Annotated in this window: 15 protein-coding genes; 5 read left to right on the top strand and 10 right to left on the bottom strand. The window is 66.8% G+C overall.

Translation table 11 applies throughout. The features are described 5' to 3' along the window. The first annotated feature begins 48 nt into the window (after positions 1 to 48). From J7E45_RS08455 to J7E45_RS08435, 5 genes are read left to right on the top strand one after another with little or no spacing between them, the layout of a single operon-like run. Positions 49 to 996, top strand: coding sequence for a MurR/RpiR family transcriptional regulator (locus J7E45_RS08455; protein WP_091032988.1), 948 nt, complete (start codon positions 49 to 51; stop codon positions 994 to 996). A gap of 13 nt (positions 997 to 1,009) precedes the next feature. Further along, positions 1,010 to 1,789, top strand: a complete 780-nt coding sequence (locus J7E45_RS08450) for a sugar isomerase domain-containing protein (protein ID WP_167633779.1) — start codon at positions 1,010 to 1,012, stop codon at positions 1,787 to 1,789. Positions 1,790 to 1,830: 41 nt separating this feature from the next. Beyond that, positions 1,831 to 3,234, top strand: coding sequence for an N-acetylglucosamine/diacetylchitobiose ABC transporter substrate-binding protein (ngcE, locus tag J7E45_RS08445; RefSeq protein ID WP_215068481.1), 1,404 nt, complete (start codon positions 1,831 to 1,833; stop codon positions 3,232 to 3,234). Further along, the gene (locus J7E45_RS08440) at positions 3,231 to 4,223 is read left to right on the top strand and encodes a carbohydrate ABC transporter permease (protein WP_091032980.1); all 993 of its coding nucleotides are present in this window, start codon (positions 3,231 to 3,233) and stop codon (positions 4,221 to 4,223) included. Before ngcE ends, J7E45_RS08440 begins: the two co-directional genes overlap by 4 nt. Further along, positions 4,220 to 5,098 (top strand): carbohydrate ABC transporter permease, encoded by an 879-nt coding sequence (locus J7E45_RS08435; RefSeq protein WP_215068479.1) that lies wholly within the window; start codon positions 4,220 to 4,222, stop codon positions 5,096 to 5,098. The genes J7E45_RS08440 and J7E45_RS08435 overlap by 4 nt, the downstream gene beginning before the upstream one ends. A 13-nt stretch (positions 5,099 to 5,111) precedes the next feature. Here the strand turns inward: J7E45_RS08435 and J7E45_RS08430 are convergent, their stop codons facing one another. From J7E45_RS08430 to J7E45_RS08385, 10 genes are read right to left on the bottom strand one after another with little or no spacing between them, the layout of a single operon-like run. Next, a complete protein-coding gene (locus J7E45_RS08430) occupies positions 5,112 to 6,077 on the bottom strand; it encodes an aldo/keto reductase (protein WP_308162080.1) in 966 nt (321 codons plus the stop codon). Next, positions 6,074 to 6,913 (bottom strand): amidohydrolase, encoded by an 840-nt coding sequence (locus J7E45_RS08425; RefSeq protein WP_215068477.1) that lies wholly within the window; start codon positions 6,911 to 6,913, stop codon positions 6,074 to 6,076. Before J7E45_RS08425 ends, J7E45_RS08430 begins: the two co-directional genes overlap by 4 nt. Beyond that, complete coding sequence (locus J7E45_RS08420; protein WP_215068476.1) at positions 6,910 to 8,001, bottom strand: enolase C-terminal domain-like protein; 1,092 nt, start codon at positions 7,999 to 8,001, stop codon at positions 6,910 to 6,912. Before J7E45_RS08420 ends, J7E45_RS08425 begins: the two co-directional genes overlap by 4 nt. A gap of 29 nt (positions 8,002 to 8,030) precedes the next feature. After that, the gene (locus J7E45_RS08415; RefSeq protein WP_215068475.1) at positions 8,031 to 9,071 is read right to left on the bottom strand and encodes an Ldh family oxidoreductase; all 1,041 of its coding nucleotides are present in this window, start codon (positions 9,069 to 9,071) and stop codon (positions 8,031 to 8,033) included. Beyond that, positions 9,068 to 9,844, bottom strand: a complete 777-nt coding sequence (locus J7E45_RS08410) for an SDR family NAD(P)-dependent oxidoreductase (protein WP_215068474.1) — start codon at positions 9,842 to 9,844, stop codon at positions 9,068 to 9,070. The genes J7E45_RS08415 and J7E45_RS08410 overlap by 4 nt, the downstream gene beginning before the upstream one ends. Continuing rightward, a complete protein-coding gene (locus tag J7E45_RS08405; protein ID WP_215068472.1) occupies positions 9,841 to 10,884 on the bottom strand; it encodes a hypothetical protein in 1,044 nt (347 codons plus the stop codon). Before J7E45_RS08405 ends, J7E45_RS08410 begins: the two co-directional genes overlap by 4 nt. Further along, entirely contained in the window at positions 10,877 to 11,629 is a 753-nt protein-coding gene (locus tag J7E45_RS08400; protein ID WP_215068470.1) for a FadR/GntR family transcriptional regulator, read from the bottom strand. Before J7E45_RS08400 ends, J7E45_RS08405 begins: the two co-directional genes overlap by 8 nt. Beyond that, entirely contained in the window at positions 11,626 to 12,456 is an 831-nt protein-coding gene (locus J7E45_RS08395; RefSeq protein ID WP_215068468.1) for an SMP-30/gluconolactonase/LRE family protein, read from the bottom strand. The genes J7E45_RS08400 and J7E45_RS08395 overlap by 4 nt, the downstream gene beginning before the upstream one ends. Positions 12,457 to 12,514: 58 nt before the next feature. Beyond that, the gene (locus tag J7E45_RS08390; RefSeq protein WP_215068467.1) at positions 12,515 to 13,366 is read right to left on the bottom strand and encodes a carbohydrate ABC transporter permease; all 852 of its coding nucleotides are present in this window, start codon (positions 13,364 to 13,366) and stop codon (positions 12,515 to 12,517) included. Then, positions 13,363 to 14,301, bottom strand: a complete 939-nt coding sequence (locus J7E45_RS08385) for a carbohydrate ABC transporter permease (protein WP_215068466.1) — start codon at positions 14,299 to 14,301, stop codon at positions 13,363 to 13,365. Before J7E45_RS08385 ends, J7E45_RS08390 begins: the two co-directional genes overlap by 4 nt. Between the last annotated feature and the right edge of the window lie 2 nt (positions 14,302 to 14,303).

Below are 14,303 nucleotides of genomic sequence, written 5' to 3'. Positions count from 1 at the left end.
AAAACTATCTTTCACAATCAACAGCATTTAGAGAACGGAAATCTCATAGTGGCAACAGGCTCCACTCCGGTCACCGCAGAGTTCGGGCTTCGCGCCCGGCTGCAGGGCACCGTTCCGACGATGTCGGCATCCATGGCGAGGACGGCACGTCTCCTGCTGGAGAACCCGGACCTCCCGATCTCCCTGTCGATCTTCGAGTTCGCCGAGCGCGCAGGGGTTTCGGCGCCGACGGTCACCCGCTTCTGCAAGTTCATCGGGTACAGCGGTTACACCGGACTGCGCGTCGGCGCGGCGGCCGAGCTCGGCCGCTCTGTGGGAGAGGACAGCATCGTCGGTGAGCCGGGCGCATCCGCGCACCCCGAGATGAGCGACGAGGATGTGCTGCGCACCTTCCTCGCCAGCCACGTGCAGGCGCTGCGCGCATCGGCCGATCTCGTGAATCTCGGCGACATGCGCCGGGTCGCGCGGATGATCTCCGACGCTCCGCAGGTCGACGTCTACGGCGTCGGCGGCTCCGGCACCGTCGCCCACTCGCTGGTGGACCGTCTGTACCTCGTCGGCGTCAACGCGCGCGCATGGACCGACGCCCACCTGGGTCTGATGAGCGGAGCCATCCTCCCCGAGGGTGCGGTCGCGATCGGCATCTCGAGCTCCGGAGAGACGAGCGACACGATCGAGATGCTCGCCGAGGCCCGCGCGAGCGGAGCGTGGACGGTCGCGATCACCAGCAACCCGCACACGACCATCGCCGAAGACGTCGAGGTCGTGATCCAGACCGCGCCGCCGAACGACTACCTCGACCTCGGGAGCCTCACCTCCTCGCACGTGCAGACGTTCGCCGCCGACCTGCTCTACCTGCTCGCCTCCTGGAACCGCGAGGAGAAGAAGGAACGCAACGCGGCGGCGGCCATGAACGCGATCTCCGGTCGCCGACTGAACTCGCGGTCTGCCCGCCCCTCCCCTCGCGCGGCAGAACCGTCGCCGCCGAAGTCCTGAAGGAGTACCACCGATGTCCCAGCTCTTCCCCGCATTCGCCGATGAGGTACGGCACCGCATCGAGGCTCTCGACCGCTCGGCCGCGTCCGGCGGGCTCGACGCCGCGATCGAGATCCTGAGCTCGTCGCTGCAGCGCGGCGGTGTCATACACGCCTTCGGCACGGGGCACTCCGAGGCCTTCGCCATGGAGATCGCCGGCCGCGCCGGCGGCTTCATCCCGACCCATCAGATCGCTCTGCGCGACCTGGTGCTCCTCGGATCCCGGGAACTGGCCGAGATGGGCAGGCCCGAGTTCGAGCGCGACCACACGGTCGCCGACGAGCTGTTCGATCTCTACGACATCCGCCAGGAGGACGCGTTCATCATCGCCTCGAACTCCGGGGCGAACGGCTCCACCGTGGGGCTCGCGCTGCGCGCCAAGGCGGAGGGACTTCCGGTCATCGCCGTCACCAGCCTCGAGCACTCCCGCGCTGTGGAGACGAAGCACCCGAGCGGCAAACGGCTTTTCGAGGCGGCCGATGTCGTGATCGACAACCTCGCCCCGTTCGGCGACGCCACGATCGAAGTGGCGGACGGCCTGCGGGCCGGCGCCGTGTCGTCGATCACGGCGGCGTACATCGCGCAGCTCCTCACGCTCGGCACTGCAGACCGGCTGCGGCTCGATGCGGAGCTGCCGCCGATGTACATCTCCGCGAACATCCCCGGCGGCGACCAGCACAACATCGGGCTTCAGGGCCGCTTCGGTGCTCGCATCCTCCCGTACGCGCACCTCGATGAGCGCTCGACGCGCTAGCTACACACCCGCAAGTTACCCCCAATGAAGGAAGGTCACTCATGCCCCGCTCCTCACGCCGAATGGCGTTGAACGCCAGCGCCGCCGCTGCCGCACTCTGCCTCGTTCTCGCAGGTTGCGCCGGTCCCGGCTCCTCGTCCGAAACGGAGGGCGGCACCGCCTCCCCGGACAACCCTTTCGGTGTCGCGGCGAACACCAAGATCGACATCGTGGTGTTCGACGGCGGATACGGTACCGAGTATGCGGAGTTCGCCGCGGGCCTCGTCGAGAAGCAGCTCGGCGACGGGATCAGTGTCCAGATCACGCCGTCCAACAACCTCTCGCAGTCGCTGCAACCGCGCTTCGTCGGCGGCACGCCGCCGGACTCGTTCACCAACGATGGGGCGGATGCGATCCCCATCACCAGCATCCAGGATCAGCTCGAGGATCTCGGCGACTTCTGGGACACGAAGAACTACGACGGCGTGAAGGTCTCCGATGCGGTCTTCCCCGGGGTGAAGGAGGTCGGCGAATACGACGACGGCTACCTCAACGCGAACTACGTCATGACGCTCTTCTCCCTGTGGTACTCCCACTCCCTGTTCGAGGAGAACGGCTGGGAACCACCCACGACCTGGTCGGAGATGGCTGACCTCTGCACCGAGGCGAGAGCGAAGGACAAGTACCTCTTCGCCTTCGGCAAAGAGGCGGCCGTCTACTACCAGTGGCTGGTGCTCGACTCGGCGATCAAGCAGGGCGGCGTCGACGTCATCAACGACATCTCGAACCTCGAGCCGGGGGCATGGTCGAACCCGGCCGTGAAGGACGTGCTCGACCAGATGGAGAGCCTCATCGATGACGACTGCTTCGTCCCCGGAGGCGCGGGAACGCAGTTCACGCAAGCTCAGGCGCAGTGGTCCAACGACCAGGAGGCGCTCTTCTACTACTCGGGCTCCTGGATCGAGTCGGAGATGAAGGATGCGACGGCCGACGGCTTCGAGATGACCGCGTGGCCGGCGCCGCTGCTCGACGCCGCAGACGCGGCCCTCCCCTTCGAGGCCGTACAGGCAGGACCGGCGATCCCGTGGGCCGTGCCGAAGGCGGCCGCGAGCACGGCAGGCGGCAAGGAGTTCCTTCGTGCTCTCTTCTCGAAGGAAGCCGCGTCGAAGTTCTCCGAGCTGACGCTCGCTCCGACCGTCGTCGAGGGCACGGTCCCCGCTGACGGCTTCGGCTCGACGGCCCTGGCGTCGACCATGGGCGTCATGGAGGACGCCGGTGACGACCTGTTCAGCTGGGTGTCGAACAGCTACTCCGGGTACTACGGGATCCAGGATGCGCCGTACTGGGTGTCGTTCTTGGCCGGTGACATCACTGCGCAGGACCTCATCGACGCGCAGGAGAAGCTCAGCGCGGCGGCCGCCGCCGACACGTCGAAGCCCAAGAAAGAATACGACTACGGCAAATGACTGCTCTCCTGACTGCGGCGGGGCCGGGGGAGCGCACAGCGCCTCCCCGGCCGCGTCGGCGGCCCAACCTCGACCGGATCAGCTTCATGCTGGTGTTCCTGGTCGCCCCTCTCATCCTGTTCGCCATCTTCGTGCTCCTGCCGTTCGCCCAGTCCACCTATTACGCGCTCACGAGTTGGGGCGGGTACTCGGATCAGCTCGAGTGGGTCGGACTGCAGAACTTCACGCAGATGCTCGGCGACGAGGTGCTCCTGAAGGCGGTGCGCAACTCCGTCGTTCTCGCTCTCGTCGTGCCGACGCTGACGCTGACCGTCGCTTTCGCGATCGCCTGCGTCGTGACGACGGGCGGCCCGAGCATCGGCAACATCCAGGGACTTCGCGGCTCGGCTTTCTACCGCGTGGCCTCGTTCTTCCCCTACTGCGTCCCGGCCATCGTCATCGGCATCATCTGGGCGCAGGTGTACGACCCGTCCAGGGGACTCCTCAACGGGTTCCTCACCGCGATCGGCCTCGACCAGTTCACGAGCTTCCCCTGGCTCGGAGATGAGTCGACGGCGATGGCGGCATCCGTCTTCGTCATCGTCTGGAGCCTGGTCGGCTTCTACACGATCCTCTTCATCGCGGCGATCAAGGGGATCCCCGCGGAGACGTATGAGGCCGCTCGCCTCGACGGCGCCGGACGGTTCCGCATCGCGGTGTCCGTGACCCTGCCTCAGATCGCCTCGAGCTTCCAGACTGCGTACATCTACCTCGGTCTCGTCGCAGTCGACTCCTTCGTCTACATGGCGGCGCTGAACGCGCAGGGTGGTCCGAACTACGCGACGCTCACCATGACGCAGTACCTCTACAACGTCGCGTTCTTCCAGGGGAAGTTCGGCTATGCGACAGCGATCGGCATCGTCCTCGCGCTGGTCACCCTCGTGTATGCAGCGTTCGTCTTCGGTGTGTTCCGCCTGATCCGTGGGAAAGATGGAGGTGACCACGCATGAGCAGCACGGTCGTGGAAAGACGGACCGAGCGGACGTCGCGCGCGCGGAGGGGAGACCTCGGCGTCTCGAGCACCTCGCATCTCCTGCTTGGCATCTGGACGATCATCGTCATCGTGCCGTTCCTGTGGACGGTCATGTCGAGCTTCAAGACCACGAAGGAGATCCTCGGATCGCCATTCACCCTGCCCGCGCAGCTCTCCTTCGACAACTATGTGAAGGCGTGGAGCGACGCGGGTATCGGTCGGTACTTCTTCAACACCGTGCTCGTCGTCGGCAGTTCACTGATCCTCGTCATGCTGCTGGGGTCGATGCTCGCCTACGTGCTCGCCCGATTCCGCTTCCGCGGCAACAGGCTCATCTACAACGTCATGCTGGCCGCGATGGCGTTCCCGGTGTTCCTGGCGATCGTCCCCCTGTTCTTCATCCTGCAGAACATGGGCCTGCTCAACACCTGGCCGGGACTGATCCTCACCTACGTGGCGTTCGCGCTGCCCTTCACGATGTTCTTCCTCTACTCGTTCTTCAAGCAGCTCCCACATGATGTCTACGAGGCGGCGCTCATCGACGGTGCCGGTGACTGGCGGACGTTCTTCGCGATCATGCTGCCGATGGCGACCCCGGGGATCGCGTCCGTGGCGATCCTGAACTTCCTCGGCCTGTGGAACCAGTTCCTGCTGCCGGTCGTCCTCAACACGAACCGGGACAACTACGTGATCTCGCAGGGCATGGCGACCTTTGCAGCGAGCGCGGGGTACTCCATCGACTTCGGGGCGCTGTTCGCTGCGGCGGTGATGACCATCCTGCCGGTCCTCGTCGTGTACATCATCTTCCAGCGCAAGCTCCAGGGTTCGGTGTCCCAAGGAACGTTCCGCTAGGGCGAGGCGGGGCTCACCCGCCCTCTCCGCGTCGGTCTCGGACGATCCGGTCCAGCTCGTCCCAGAGCCCTGACGGGATCTCGCGACGGAAGGCCGCTTCGTCGGCCACCGCCTCCGCCGCAGAGGCGATGCCGGCCACGACAGCGACGATCCCCTCGGTGCGAGTGGCGAACTGGATCGCCGCGTCGGGCAGTTCGACGCCATGTCGACGGCATGCCGACGCCAGATCCCGAGCGAGACCGACGAGGGCGGTGCCGGCAGGCGAGTATTCGAAGCGTGCTCCGTCCTCCGGCCACGGCCGTGAGAGCAGACCGGAATTGAAGGGCCCCGCCGCGACCACCCAGACCCCTGCCTCGCGCGCGCAATCGAGCAGCGGGGCGGCCGAACGATCCAAGAGCGTCCATCTGCCGGCGATCATCACCCCGTCGATGTCGGTCGATCCTACGAGCCGAGCGGCCGTGCGCCAGTCGGAGGTGCCCACGCCGAAGGCGGAGATGACGCCCTGATCGCGCAGCTCCGCGAGCATCGGTGCCGCTTCGCGTTCGACCTGATCCAGATGCTCGTCGGGGTCGTGGAGGTAGACGACGTCGATCCGATCGCAGCCGAGCCGCTGAAGGCTCTCCTCGAGAGTCTTCAGGACCCCGTCGCGGGAGTAGTCCCGCACCCAGTTCCGGCCACTCGGCAACGCCCATTGTCCGTCGATGAGCCCGTCGACGGACGGGCGGCTGTCTTCGAGCAGCCTGCGCCCCACCTTGGTGGAGAGGACGAAGGAGTCCCGCGGACGATCGGCGAGCGCCGCACCCAGACGAGACTCCGACAACCCCAGGCCGTAGAAGGGAGCCGTGTCGAAGTATCTGACGCCCGCCGACCAGGCGGCGTCCACCGCTGCTCGGGCGTCGTCGTCCGAGATCGGACGGAAGAGGTTTCCCAGTGGCGCCGCGCCGAACCCCAGGGACGCGGGGCCTGAACCACCGATCACAGCGCGTACCATCTTTCGGCTGTGCCCCCGAAGACCGCGGCCCGCTCGTGTTCTTCCAGAGATCCGCACCATTGTTCGGCAGCGGCGAGTACCTGCGCGAAGTCGCCGGTGATCAGGCACACGGGCCAATCGGAGCCGAACATGGTGCGGTCGACTCCGAAGGCCGCGATCGTGTGTTGGACGAGGGGGCTCACCATGTCCGCTGTCCAGCCGGTCCCGGCGAGGTTGCCGAGACCGGAGAGCTTGACCGCGACATTCGGGAGATCGCCGAGAGCGCTGATGGACGTGCGCCACTCATCGCTTCCCCTGCCATCGAGCGGGTTGCCCAGGTGGTCGAGGATCCAGCGCAGCGCAGGGACGCCCTGCGCCGACCTGACGACGGAGTCGAGCTGGTCCGGTCGCACCACCGCATCGAACGGGATCCCGTTCGCCGCGAGGCGTTCGAGTCCGCGTCGGACAGCGACACGGCACAGCCAGTCGGGATCGTCTTCCATCTGCACCTGGTGACGGATCCCCACGAGGCGGTGACCGCCGGGAAGTTCGCGGAGCCGCGCGACGCTGTCGTCGACGTCCCCCGTGAGATCCACCCATCCGACGACGCCACGGATCCATGGGTTCTCCGCCGCGAGCATCAGCAGCTCCGCCGTCTCGTCTTCCTCGCAGAGGTTCTGCACGAGCACCGACCCGTCGAAGCGTGCGGCGGCCAGCTGAACTTCGTACTCCTGCGGGCGGAAGGAGCGGGACAGCACGTCATGGTCGATCCACGGTTGAGCGCGCCGATCGAGATCCCAGAGGTGATGGTGCGCGTCGATGCGCGGAGACCCGGTGCCCCTCATGACTCGATGAACTGCTCGAGTTCGAGTGGATAGTCCAGACCTGCCGGAAGCCCGATCCCGAGACCCTTGGGGGCATGCACGAGTCCGCTCGCGTCGACGTACGACTCTCTGGTCACCCGAGTGCTGGTGACGAGCGACTCGTAGTACGTGGTGTTCGGGATCGCCATGCACAGGTGTCGGTTCGGGGCGTCCGACCCGTGGATCTCGACGCGGATCCGGAAGGCGTCGGCGAGATGCGCGATGCGCATCGCTCCGGTGATGCCGCCCTTGAGGACCGTGTCCGCTCGCACGCCGAACGTGGCGGTTCCGGCCGCGATGAAATCAGCCGTGTTCATATGGGCCCCGTCTGAGGTCTCTGCGACGAGCAGGGGCACATCCACCGATGCGGCCAGTCGACGATAGGCATGCACGCTGAACTCGCGCATCGGCTCCTCGTACCAGAGGTAGCCGTTCGCGGACATGGCGCGCCCGACATGGATGGCGTCCGGAAGGTCGAATCCGGCGGACCCGTCGTACATCAGCGGCACGTCGTCGCCGACGTGCGACCTCAGGGCTTCGCACAACTTCGCGTCGCGTCGGGCATCTCCCCACGCGTGCAGCTTCACCGCGGTGTACCCGAGCTCGAGGCACTGATCGGCGACGTCGAGGTACTCCTCCACGCTGTCGAAGGTGGTCGTCGACGCGTAGGCCGGGATCGCGTGGCGTGCACCTCCGAGCAGCTGCCAGAGCGGCAGACCCGCAGCCCGTGCCGCGAGGTCCCACAGTGCGACGTCGACGACTCCGAGCAAGGGCAGGGGCAGTTCGTGGATGCGATCGAGCTCCCAGAGTCGATGCCAGAGGTGCTCCCGATCGAGCGGGTCCTGGCCGACCAGCTCTCGACGGAACAGCGCTTCCACGGCCTGCTCGAGCTGCGGCGCACTTCCCGGGCGCTTCAGCAACGCGACCCCTTCGATGCCCTCATCGGTGCGCAGATGCAGGATCGCTCCGTGGTCGTCACCCGGACTGCCATCGAGTCCGGAGCGCCACGAGAAGGCCGGCGCGGCAGCGGGAATGGGGACGCGATGCGTTTCGACGTGCGTGATTCTCATCAGGTGCGCTTTCTTGAGGTTCGGAGGGGCTACGGGAGCATCGGAGCAGGTACGGCATATCGCTCGGCGATGCTCTGGATCGACTCGATCAGCTCGATGGAGGCAGGGAAGGTTCCGTCGTTGTCGCGTCGTCTCATGAGCTCCGGTTCCCCCGGGAACAGGACCGCGGGGCTCGAGGGGAGTCGGCTGCGACGCAGCTCCTCGACCAGTGAACGGATGACCCTGTCGGATTCGGCGGCGGCGTCGCCCGGACCGCGCAACGCGAGGAAGAAGTGCCCGAGTTCCTGGGGGAGGGAGGCATCGCCGTGCAGCGGCGACACGAAGGGGCTCGTCTTCGCGCCCCCCAGTGCGACGAGGGCGTCGATCATGAACGCGAGTCCGAACCCCTTCGGGCCTGCGGCAGGGAGCAGTGCGCCGCGCAGTGCATCCGACGACGACTCCGTCGCTCGGCCCGCGTCGTCCACCGCCCACCCCGTGGGGATGCTCTGACCCGCGGCGGCGGCGACGAGCACCCGCCCGTAGCTGACTTCCGAGGTCGCCATGTCCAGGATCGGTCGATCTTCTGCGCTCAGCGGGAGCGCGATGGTGAGCGGATTCGTTCCGAGCACCGCCTCGCCTCCGCCCGGCGCGCACATCGCACGATCGGTGTTGCAGCACACGATCCCGATCATCCCTTCGTCCGCGATCATCTCCGAGTAGAAGGCGGCCGCGCCGAAGTGGTTCGCATTGCTGACGAGAACGCAGCCGATCCCCGACTCGCGCGCACGTGTGATGGCCAGACGGACCGCATGCACGGCGGTGGCCGCACCCGGGCCCGCGTCGCCATCGAGGGCGACGACCGAACCCAGATCCCAGAGCGTCGACGGTGCGTGCGCCGCATTGATCCCGCCCTTCTCCACCCGTTCGAGGTAGATGGGGAGACGGATGAACCCATGGCTCGCGGTGCCGCGCGACTCCGCGTAGGCGAGGTTCTGCGCAACGACGTCCGCGTCCTCATCGGTGAGGCCTGCGCGCTGCAGCACAGCCGTCGCCCACCGCGCGGTGTCGGAGACGGCCAGCCGGCGAGTCATCGATACTCCGTCCGGGGGAGACTGCCGTCCATGATGTAGCCGCCGTCGACATCGAGAGTCGTGCCTGTGCAGTAGTCCGCATCGGCTGATGCGAGGAAGCAGATTCCGGCCGCCACCTGCTCGGGTTGCGCGGGCACCCGGAGCGGAACCCGGCTGGCGAGTGCGTCGAGGATCTCGGGCGTGTAGAGGGTCGCGGTGAGCGCGGTCACGGTCGCCCCCGGGCGGACGCAGTTCACTCGGATGCCGAGGGGTGCCCACTCCGAGGCGAACGTCCGCGACATGGCTTCGATGCCGCCTTTCGTCGCCGTGTAGGCAGACGCGTTCGGCTCCGACAGCACGGCGTGGATGGAGGACACGTTGACGATCGCGCCTCCTCTTTCCGCGTCTCTGAGCCGCCGTGCGACGGAGACCGAGAGGACGAACACGCTGCGCAGATTCACCCGGACGATGCGATCGAAGGCTTCGGGGCTCGTCTCCAGCGCCGGAGCGACATGGAGTACGCCCGCGCAGTTGACGAGGATCGTCGGAAGCCCGATCAGACCCTCCACCCGATCGAGTGCGTCCTCGACCGCCGACTCGTCGCCGATGTCGACGACGACGGGGAAGGCGATCGCCCCGGTGGATGTGATGGCATCGGCCGTCGCGACGGCGCCGGCCTCATCGATGTCGAGGATCGCGACGCGGGCTCCCTCGCTCGCCAGCCTCTCGGCCGTCGCCCTCCCGATGCCCGAAGCGCCTCCGGTGACGACGGCGACCTGCTCAGCGAATCTCATGCGATCTCCTTCTTCCTGCTCCCGCTCGAATCGGCCGTCGAGCGGACGAAGTCATCGATCGCCCTCTCGGCCAGGTCGGCGATCTGAATCCGGAACTCGGCCCGTCGGGATTCGCCCGGCCCGATCATCAGAGCCTGACCTGCCGCGACATCCTCGGTGAGGGCGCGTGAGGGTGCCGCCGTGTGCGGTTCGACCCCGACGATGTGGTGGCGACCCCACCAGGGATACCCGGCGGGATCACGGCATTCCTGCCAGACCCACAGGCGCGGGAAGATGTCGATGGGCCAGGTGACTCCCACGGCCAATCCGGAGGATTCGGATGCGACGACGTACCACCCGCCGTGTGCCGTCGCATAGCCGAGGTCCGCAGAGCCACGGTTGCCGGGTTCCAGTAGGAGCGCCGTCGCGCCGTGGCGCTCCTCTGTGGGGACGGCGGTCCCGACGTCCCAGGACTGGACGCGGCCGAAAGGCGACGGGTCGGCGACGAGACCGGAGAAGTCGCCGAGCAGAACGGCGGGCTCTTCGGTGAGCGCTTCCGAGAAGACCGGATGGAAGCCCCAGTGCACAGGCAGGTCGTGGGGAGACGCATTGGTGACGGTCGACTCGATGACGACGATCGCGCCATCGCGCAGTGAGATCCGCCGCTCGGCGATGAACGGGTAACGCCGCAGCGCCGCACGGCATCGGAGGAACGCGCCGTCAGCGTCTTCCTGAGCATCGACCACCCACGGGATGCGGCAGCTCTCACCGTGGAACACCAGCGGCGCCCCCTCCACCACGCAGTCGGGCCCCGCGTTCGGGAAGAGTTCCTGGATCCCGCCCCGGTAGTCGTCGTAGAACGCCTCGCTCCCCGACCGGAGCCCGGCGCCTGCGACGGGATTCGGCATCCCCTCCGGCGACCACAGCATCTCGACCGCGCGCGGCAGATAGCGGATGCTGCGGATGTCGGCGCCGCGCAGCGGGTCCACAGTGACCTCCAGCACGCCATCGGACAGCACCCACGACGCGTTCTCGCGCAGGGTGACGCGACTGCTAGTCATTCGCGCTCCAGTGCGTGATCCGGACATCGTGTTCGATGAGGTAGCCGCGCACATAGCTGAGGTGCTCGCGCATTCTCTCGCGCGCGAGTTCCGGCTCTCCGGCGAGGATCGCGAGCATGATCTCCTCGTGCTGGACGTCGCTGTGATCGATCGCGCGGGGAACCTTCGTCCCGAAGACCATGCCGCGGGTCACCGGCTCCCGGACGGCATCGACCAGGGCGCGGAGGACCGTGTGGTCGGCCATCTCCGCGATCGCTCCGTGGAACGCGAGGTCGGCCTGGACGTGGGCCTCGCCATCTGCGCTCGCCGCGGCGAGTGCGGCGAACGCATCTCGCAGTTTCGAGGCGCCGGCGGGCGTCACGCGCGCGGCGGCGAGTGCGGCGAGTTCCGGTTCTATCAGGAGACGGGCGTCACACAGTTCGACCAGACCGACCCGCTCCAGTTCGAGCAGGAGCTGCAAGGCGGCGCGCGCCTGTTCGCCGGACGGCAAGGCGACGAAGGTCCCGTATCCGTGACGCGAGGTGGTGAGGCCGCGCTGGCCCAGGATTCCCAACGCTTCGCGGACGACGTTGCGGCTCACGGAGAGCATCACGGCCAGTTCGCGCTCGGCGGGCAGCGCATCGCCGGGGTTCAGCTTGCGTTGAAGGATGAGTGCTTGGAGCGCGTCCACGACGGAGTCGATCGTCCTGTGACGCGCCACCGACGCGTACATGCTGTTCTCGTTCGTTGCCTGCGGCACGGTCATACCTCCGTGGGGTGGTGGAGTGGAGCACCCGGAACCTCGGTGCGGATGCGCGCGATGTGCCAGCGTCCGAGGCTCGCGACGAGCAGATCTCGACGGTCGGCGCCGGAGAACACGATGTTGGTCGGGGCAGCCAGATCGGTGCCCTGGAAATCGTCCCGAAGGATGAGGAGCGTGCCGTCCGGCTCGAGGGTGTAGAGCCGGTCAGGGCGGTAGCAGCCGATGTAGAGTCGCCCTTCGCTGTCGAAGGCGATGCCGTCCGGTACGGTTCCCGGCATCGAGACGACGAGTTCCGGCCGGCCGGCCGATCCATCTTCGAGGATCGGGATCCGTGTGATGCCGGGCAGCGTCGACTCCACCACGTACAGGTGCTTCTCGTCCTGGTCGAGCGCCAGCCCGTTCGTGAAATGGGGCACGTCGGACGACCAGAGTTCTGTGGATCCGCCGGGGAGCACACGGTAGATGCAGCCACCGCCGGCCGGCCAGGTGCCTGAATCGGAGACGTAGAGGACTCCGCTCGCACCGTACACCGGGAAGTTCGGGGTGATCATCGGTCGTTCGGGCGTGCCCGAGGAGAGCACCGTCATCGCACCGTCGCCGTCGAACCGGACGAGTTGCCGGCGTCGAGGATCGCACGCCACGACATCGCCGTGTCCGTCGACGGCCAGGCCGAGCAGCCAGCCTCCCGAGCTCCCGACTTCCGTCACCTCGAAGCTCTCCCCATCCAGGCGATAGAGCTGACCGGCTTCGCCTCCGGCGAAGATCGTGCCGTCAGGTCCCACCGTGACGCACTCGGGGTGGTCGAGTCCGTCGGCGACCGTGTCGATCATGTTGCCTCCCCTTCGTGGCATTCTGTTCCCAGCATCCCGCACCTGGCTCCGTTCGTCTTCACCCTGTCGTCGCCCCCGTCGTCATGCCCGCGATGAACTGCTTCTGCAGCAGAAGGAAGAGCAGAACGGGAATCACGCTCACGAGAACCGATCCCGCCGCGAGCGAGGTGTAGTCGAGATCGAACTGCCCCTGCATCGCCCGCAGGCCCTGGCTGACGACACCGATGCCCCGCGTGGAGATGAGCGTCTGGGCGACGATGAACTCCTGGAACACGTTCACGACGACCAGGACGGCGACGGCGGCGAGTCCCGGGGAGGTCAAGGGGACCACGATGCGGAGGATCGCTCCGCCGCGGGTGCAGCCGTCGACGAGGGCGGCCTGCTCCAGCTCTGACGGCAGCGACTGGATGAATGCTCTCATCAGCCAGGTCGCCAGGGGCAGATTCGACGCCGCGTAGACGATCACCAGGCCTGCCGGATTATTGATCAGCTGGGCCAGGCTGAACACCTGGTAGATCGCGAGGAGGTTCACGAGCCCCGGGATCGTCAGCGAGAACATGAAGAGGAAGAGGACCAGACCCCGACCGCGGAAGGAGAACCGTGCCAGCCCGTAGCCGGCCATGAATCCGAGCGGCAGCACGATGAGGCAGGTGAAGAAGCTGATCGCGATCGTGCTGAGCGTGTAGGAGACGAGCATGCCGGTCTGGACGGCGCGAGCGTAGTTCTCCGGGTGGAAGGAAGACGGGAGGAGAGCCGCCGAGAAGATCTCATCCTCCGGTCCGAACGACTTCAGCAGGATCCACAGCATCGGCAGCGCGAACACGATGACCACCATCACCGTCGTGATGAGTGGCAGAGCAACGCGGGGAGCGCGCGTCCGCGCGTGCGGTGGGGCGGCGAGGACGCTCATGAGCGAGCCCCCCGTCCGCGCTGGAGCAGGATGAAGGCGAACATCGCGATCACGTTGAACACGGACATGATCATCGCGATCGCCGCGCCGTATCCGAGGTGGAAATAAGTGAACGACTGGTTGTACATGTAGAGGGCCGTCGTCGTGGTCGCGGTGATCGGGCCACCCGCCGTGAGCGCGATGATCATCGTCACCAGGTTGAAGTTTCCGATCATCAGGAGGATCGCAGCGATCAGCACCGTCGGGCTCACGAGCGGAAGCGTGATGCTCCAGGTGATCCGTCCAGCGGTCGCTCCGTCGATCTTCGCGGCCTCGTAGAGGCCGGGATCGATGGATTGCAGACCCGCGAGAACCATCACCGTCACGAAGCCGATGCTCCGCCAGGACTCGACCAGGATCAGCGCGGTCATCGCGCCGGCAGGCGACTCCAGCGGGCTCTGCTCCAAGCCGAAGGCGGAGAGGATTCCGTCGTTCTTCAGGATCAGCGCCCAGAACACGCCTGACGCCATCTCGCTGATGACCCACGGCAGGACGACGAGCGCGCGAACCGCGCCCCGCCCCGGAAAGCGCCGGTTCAGTGCCACCGCGAGGAGGAAGCCCGCCACAGTCGACAGCGCGACGACGCTGAGCACGAAGATCCCGGATCGCCAGAGACTGGCGACCATCTCCGGATCGCGGAAGGCGCGAAGATAGTTGTCGATTCCGATGAAAGTGGTGTTGAGTCGCCCCACATCCCAGTCGGTGAAGCTGCTGATGAGCGTGAATCCCAGCGCGATGACGGTGAACCCGACGACGAGCAGAGCGCCGGGGGCGATCAGCGCATAGGGCAGGAAGTCACGGCGGACCTTTCGTGGGGATGCCGCGACGCGAGAACGAGCAGGGCCGGGATCAGGAGCGGAGGGAACCGGCGAGACGGTCATCGTTTCCGGGGGCATCG

This window comes from Microbacterium sp. ISL-59, from assembly GCF_018613945.1.
Classification (GTDB): Bacteria; Actinomycetota; Actinomycetes; order Actinomycetales; family Microbacteriaceae; genus Microbacterium; species Microbacterium oxydans_B.
The sequence above is the reverse complement of the archived record's forward strand: the minus strand, read 5'-3'. Positions and strand labels throughout refer to the sequence as shown.

What these genes read in the sequence shown, in the direction of transcription:
- J7E45_RS08390 (WP_215068467.1), bottom strand. Translation starts at nt 13,366, where the DNA reads ATGAGCGTCCTCGCCGCCCCACCGCACGCGCGGACGCGCGCTCCCCGC.
- J7E45_RS08410 (WP_215068474.1), bottom strand. Translation starts at nt 9,844, where the DNA reads ATGAGATTCGCTGAGCAGGTCGCCGTCGTCACCGGAGGCGCTTCGGGC.
- J7E45_RS08395 (WP_215068468.1), bottom strand. Translation starts at nt 12,456, where the DNA reads ATGATCGACACGGTCGCCGACGGACTCGACCACCCCGAGTGCGTCACG.
- ngcE (WP_215068481.1), top strand. Translation starts at nt 1,831, where the DNA reads ATGCCCCGCTCCTCACGCCGAATGGCGTTGAACGCCAGCGCCGCCGCT.
- J7E45_RS08435 (WP_215068479.1), top strand. Translation starts at nt 4,220, where the DNA reads ATGAGCAGCACGGTCGTGGAAAGACGGACCGAGCGGACGTCGCGCGCG.
- J7E45_RS08385 (WP_215068466.1), bottom strand. Translation starts at nt 14,301, where the DNA reads ATGCCCCCGGAAACGATGACCGTCTCGCCGGTTCCCTCCGCTCCTGAT.
- J7E45_RS08420 (WP_215068476.1), bottom strand. Translation starts at nt 8,001, where the DNA reads ATGAGAATCACGCACGTCGAAACGCATCGCGTCCCCATTCCCGCTGCC.
- J7E45_RS08400 (WP_215068470.1), bottom strand. Translation starts at nt 11,629, where the DNA reads ATGACCGTGCCGCAGGCAACGAACGAGAACAGCATGTACGCGTCGGTG.
- J7E45_RS08450 (WP_167633779.1), top strand. Translation starts at nt 1,010, where the DNA reads ATGTCCCAGCTCTTCCCCGCATTCGCCGATGAGGTACGGCACCGCATC.
- J7E45_RS08440 (WP_091032980.1), top strand. Translation starts at nt 3,231, where the DNA reads ATGACTGCTCTCCTGACTGCGGCGGGGCCGGGGGAGCGCACAGCGCCT.
- J7E45_RS08415 (WP_215068475.1), bottom strand. Translation starts at nt 9,071, where the DNA reads ATGACTCGCCGGCTGGCCGTCTCCGACACCGCGCGGTGGGCGACGGCT.
- J7E45_RS08425 (WP_215068477.1), bottom strand. Translation starts at nt 6,913, where the DNA reads ATGAGGGGCACCGGGTCTCCGCGCATCGACGCGCACCATCACCTCTGG.
- J7E45_RS08405 (WP_215068472.1), bottom strand. Translation starts at nt 10,884, where the DNA reads ATGACTAGCAGTCGCGTCACCCTGCGCGAGAACGCGTCGTGGGTGCTG.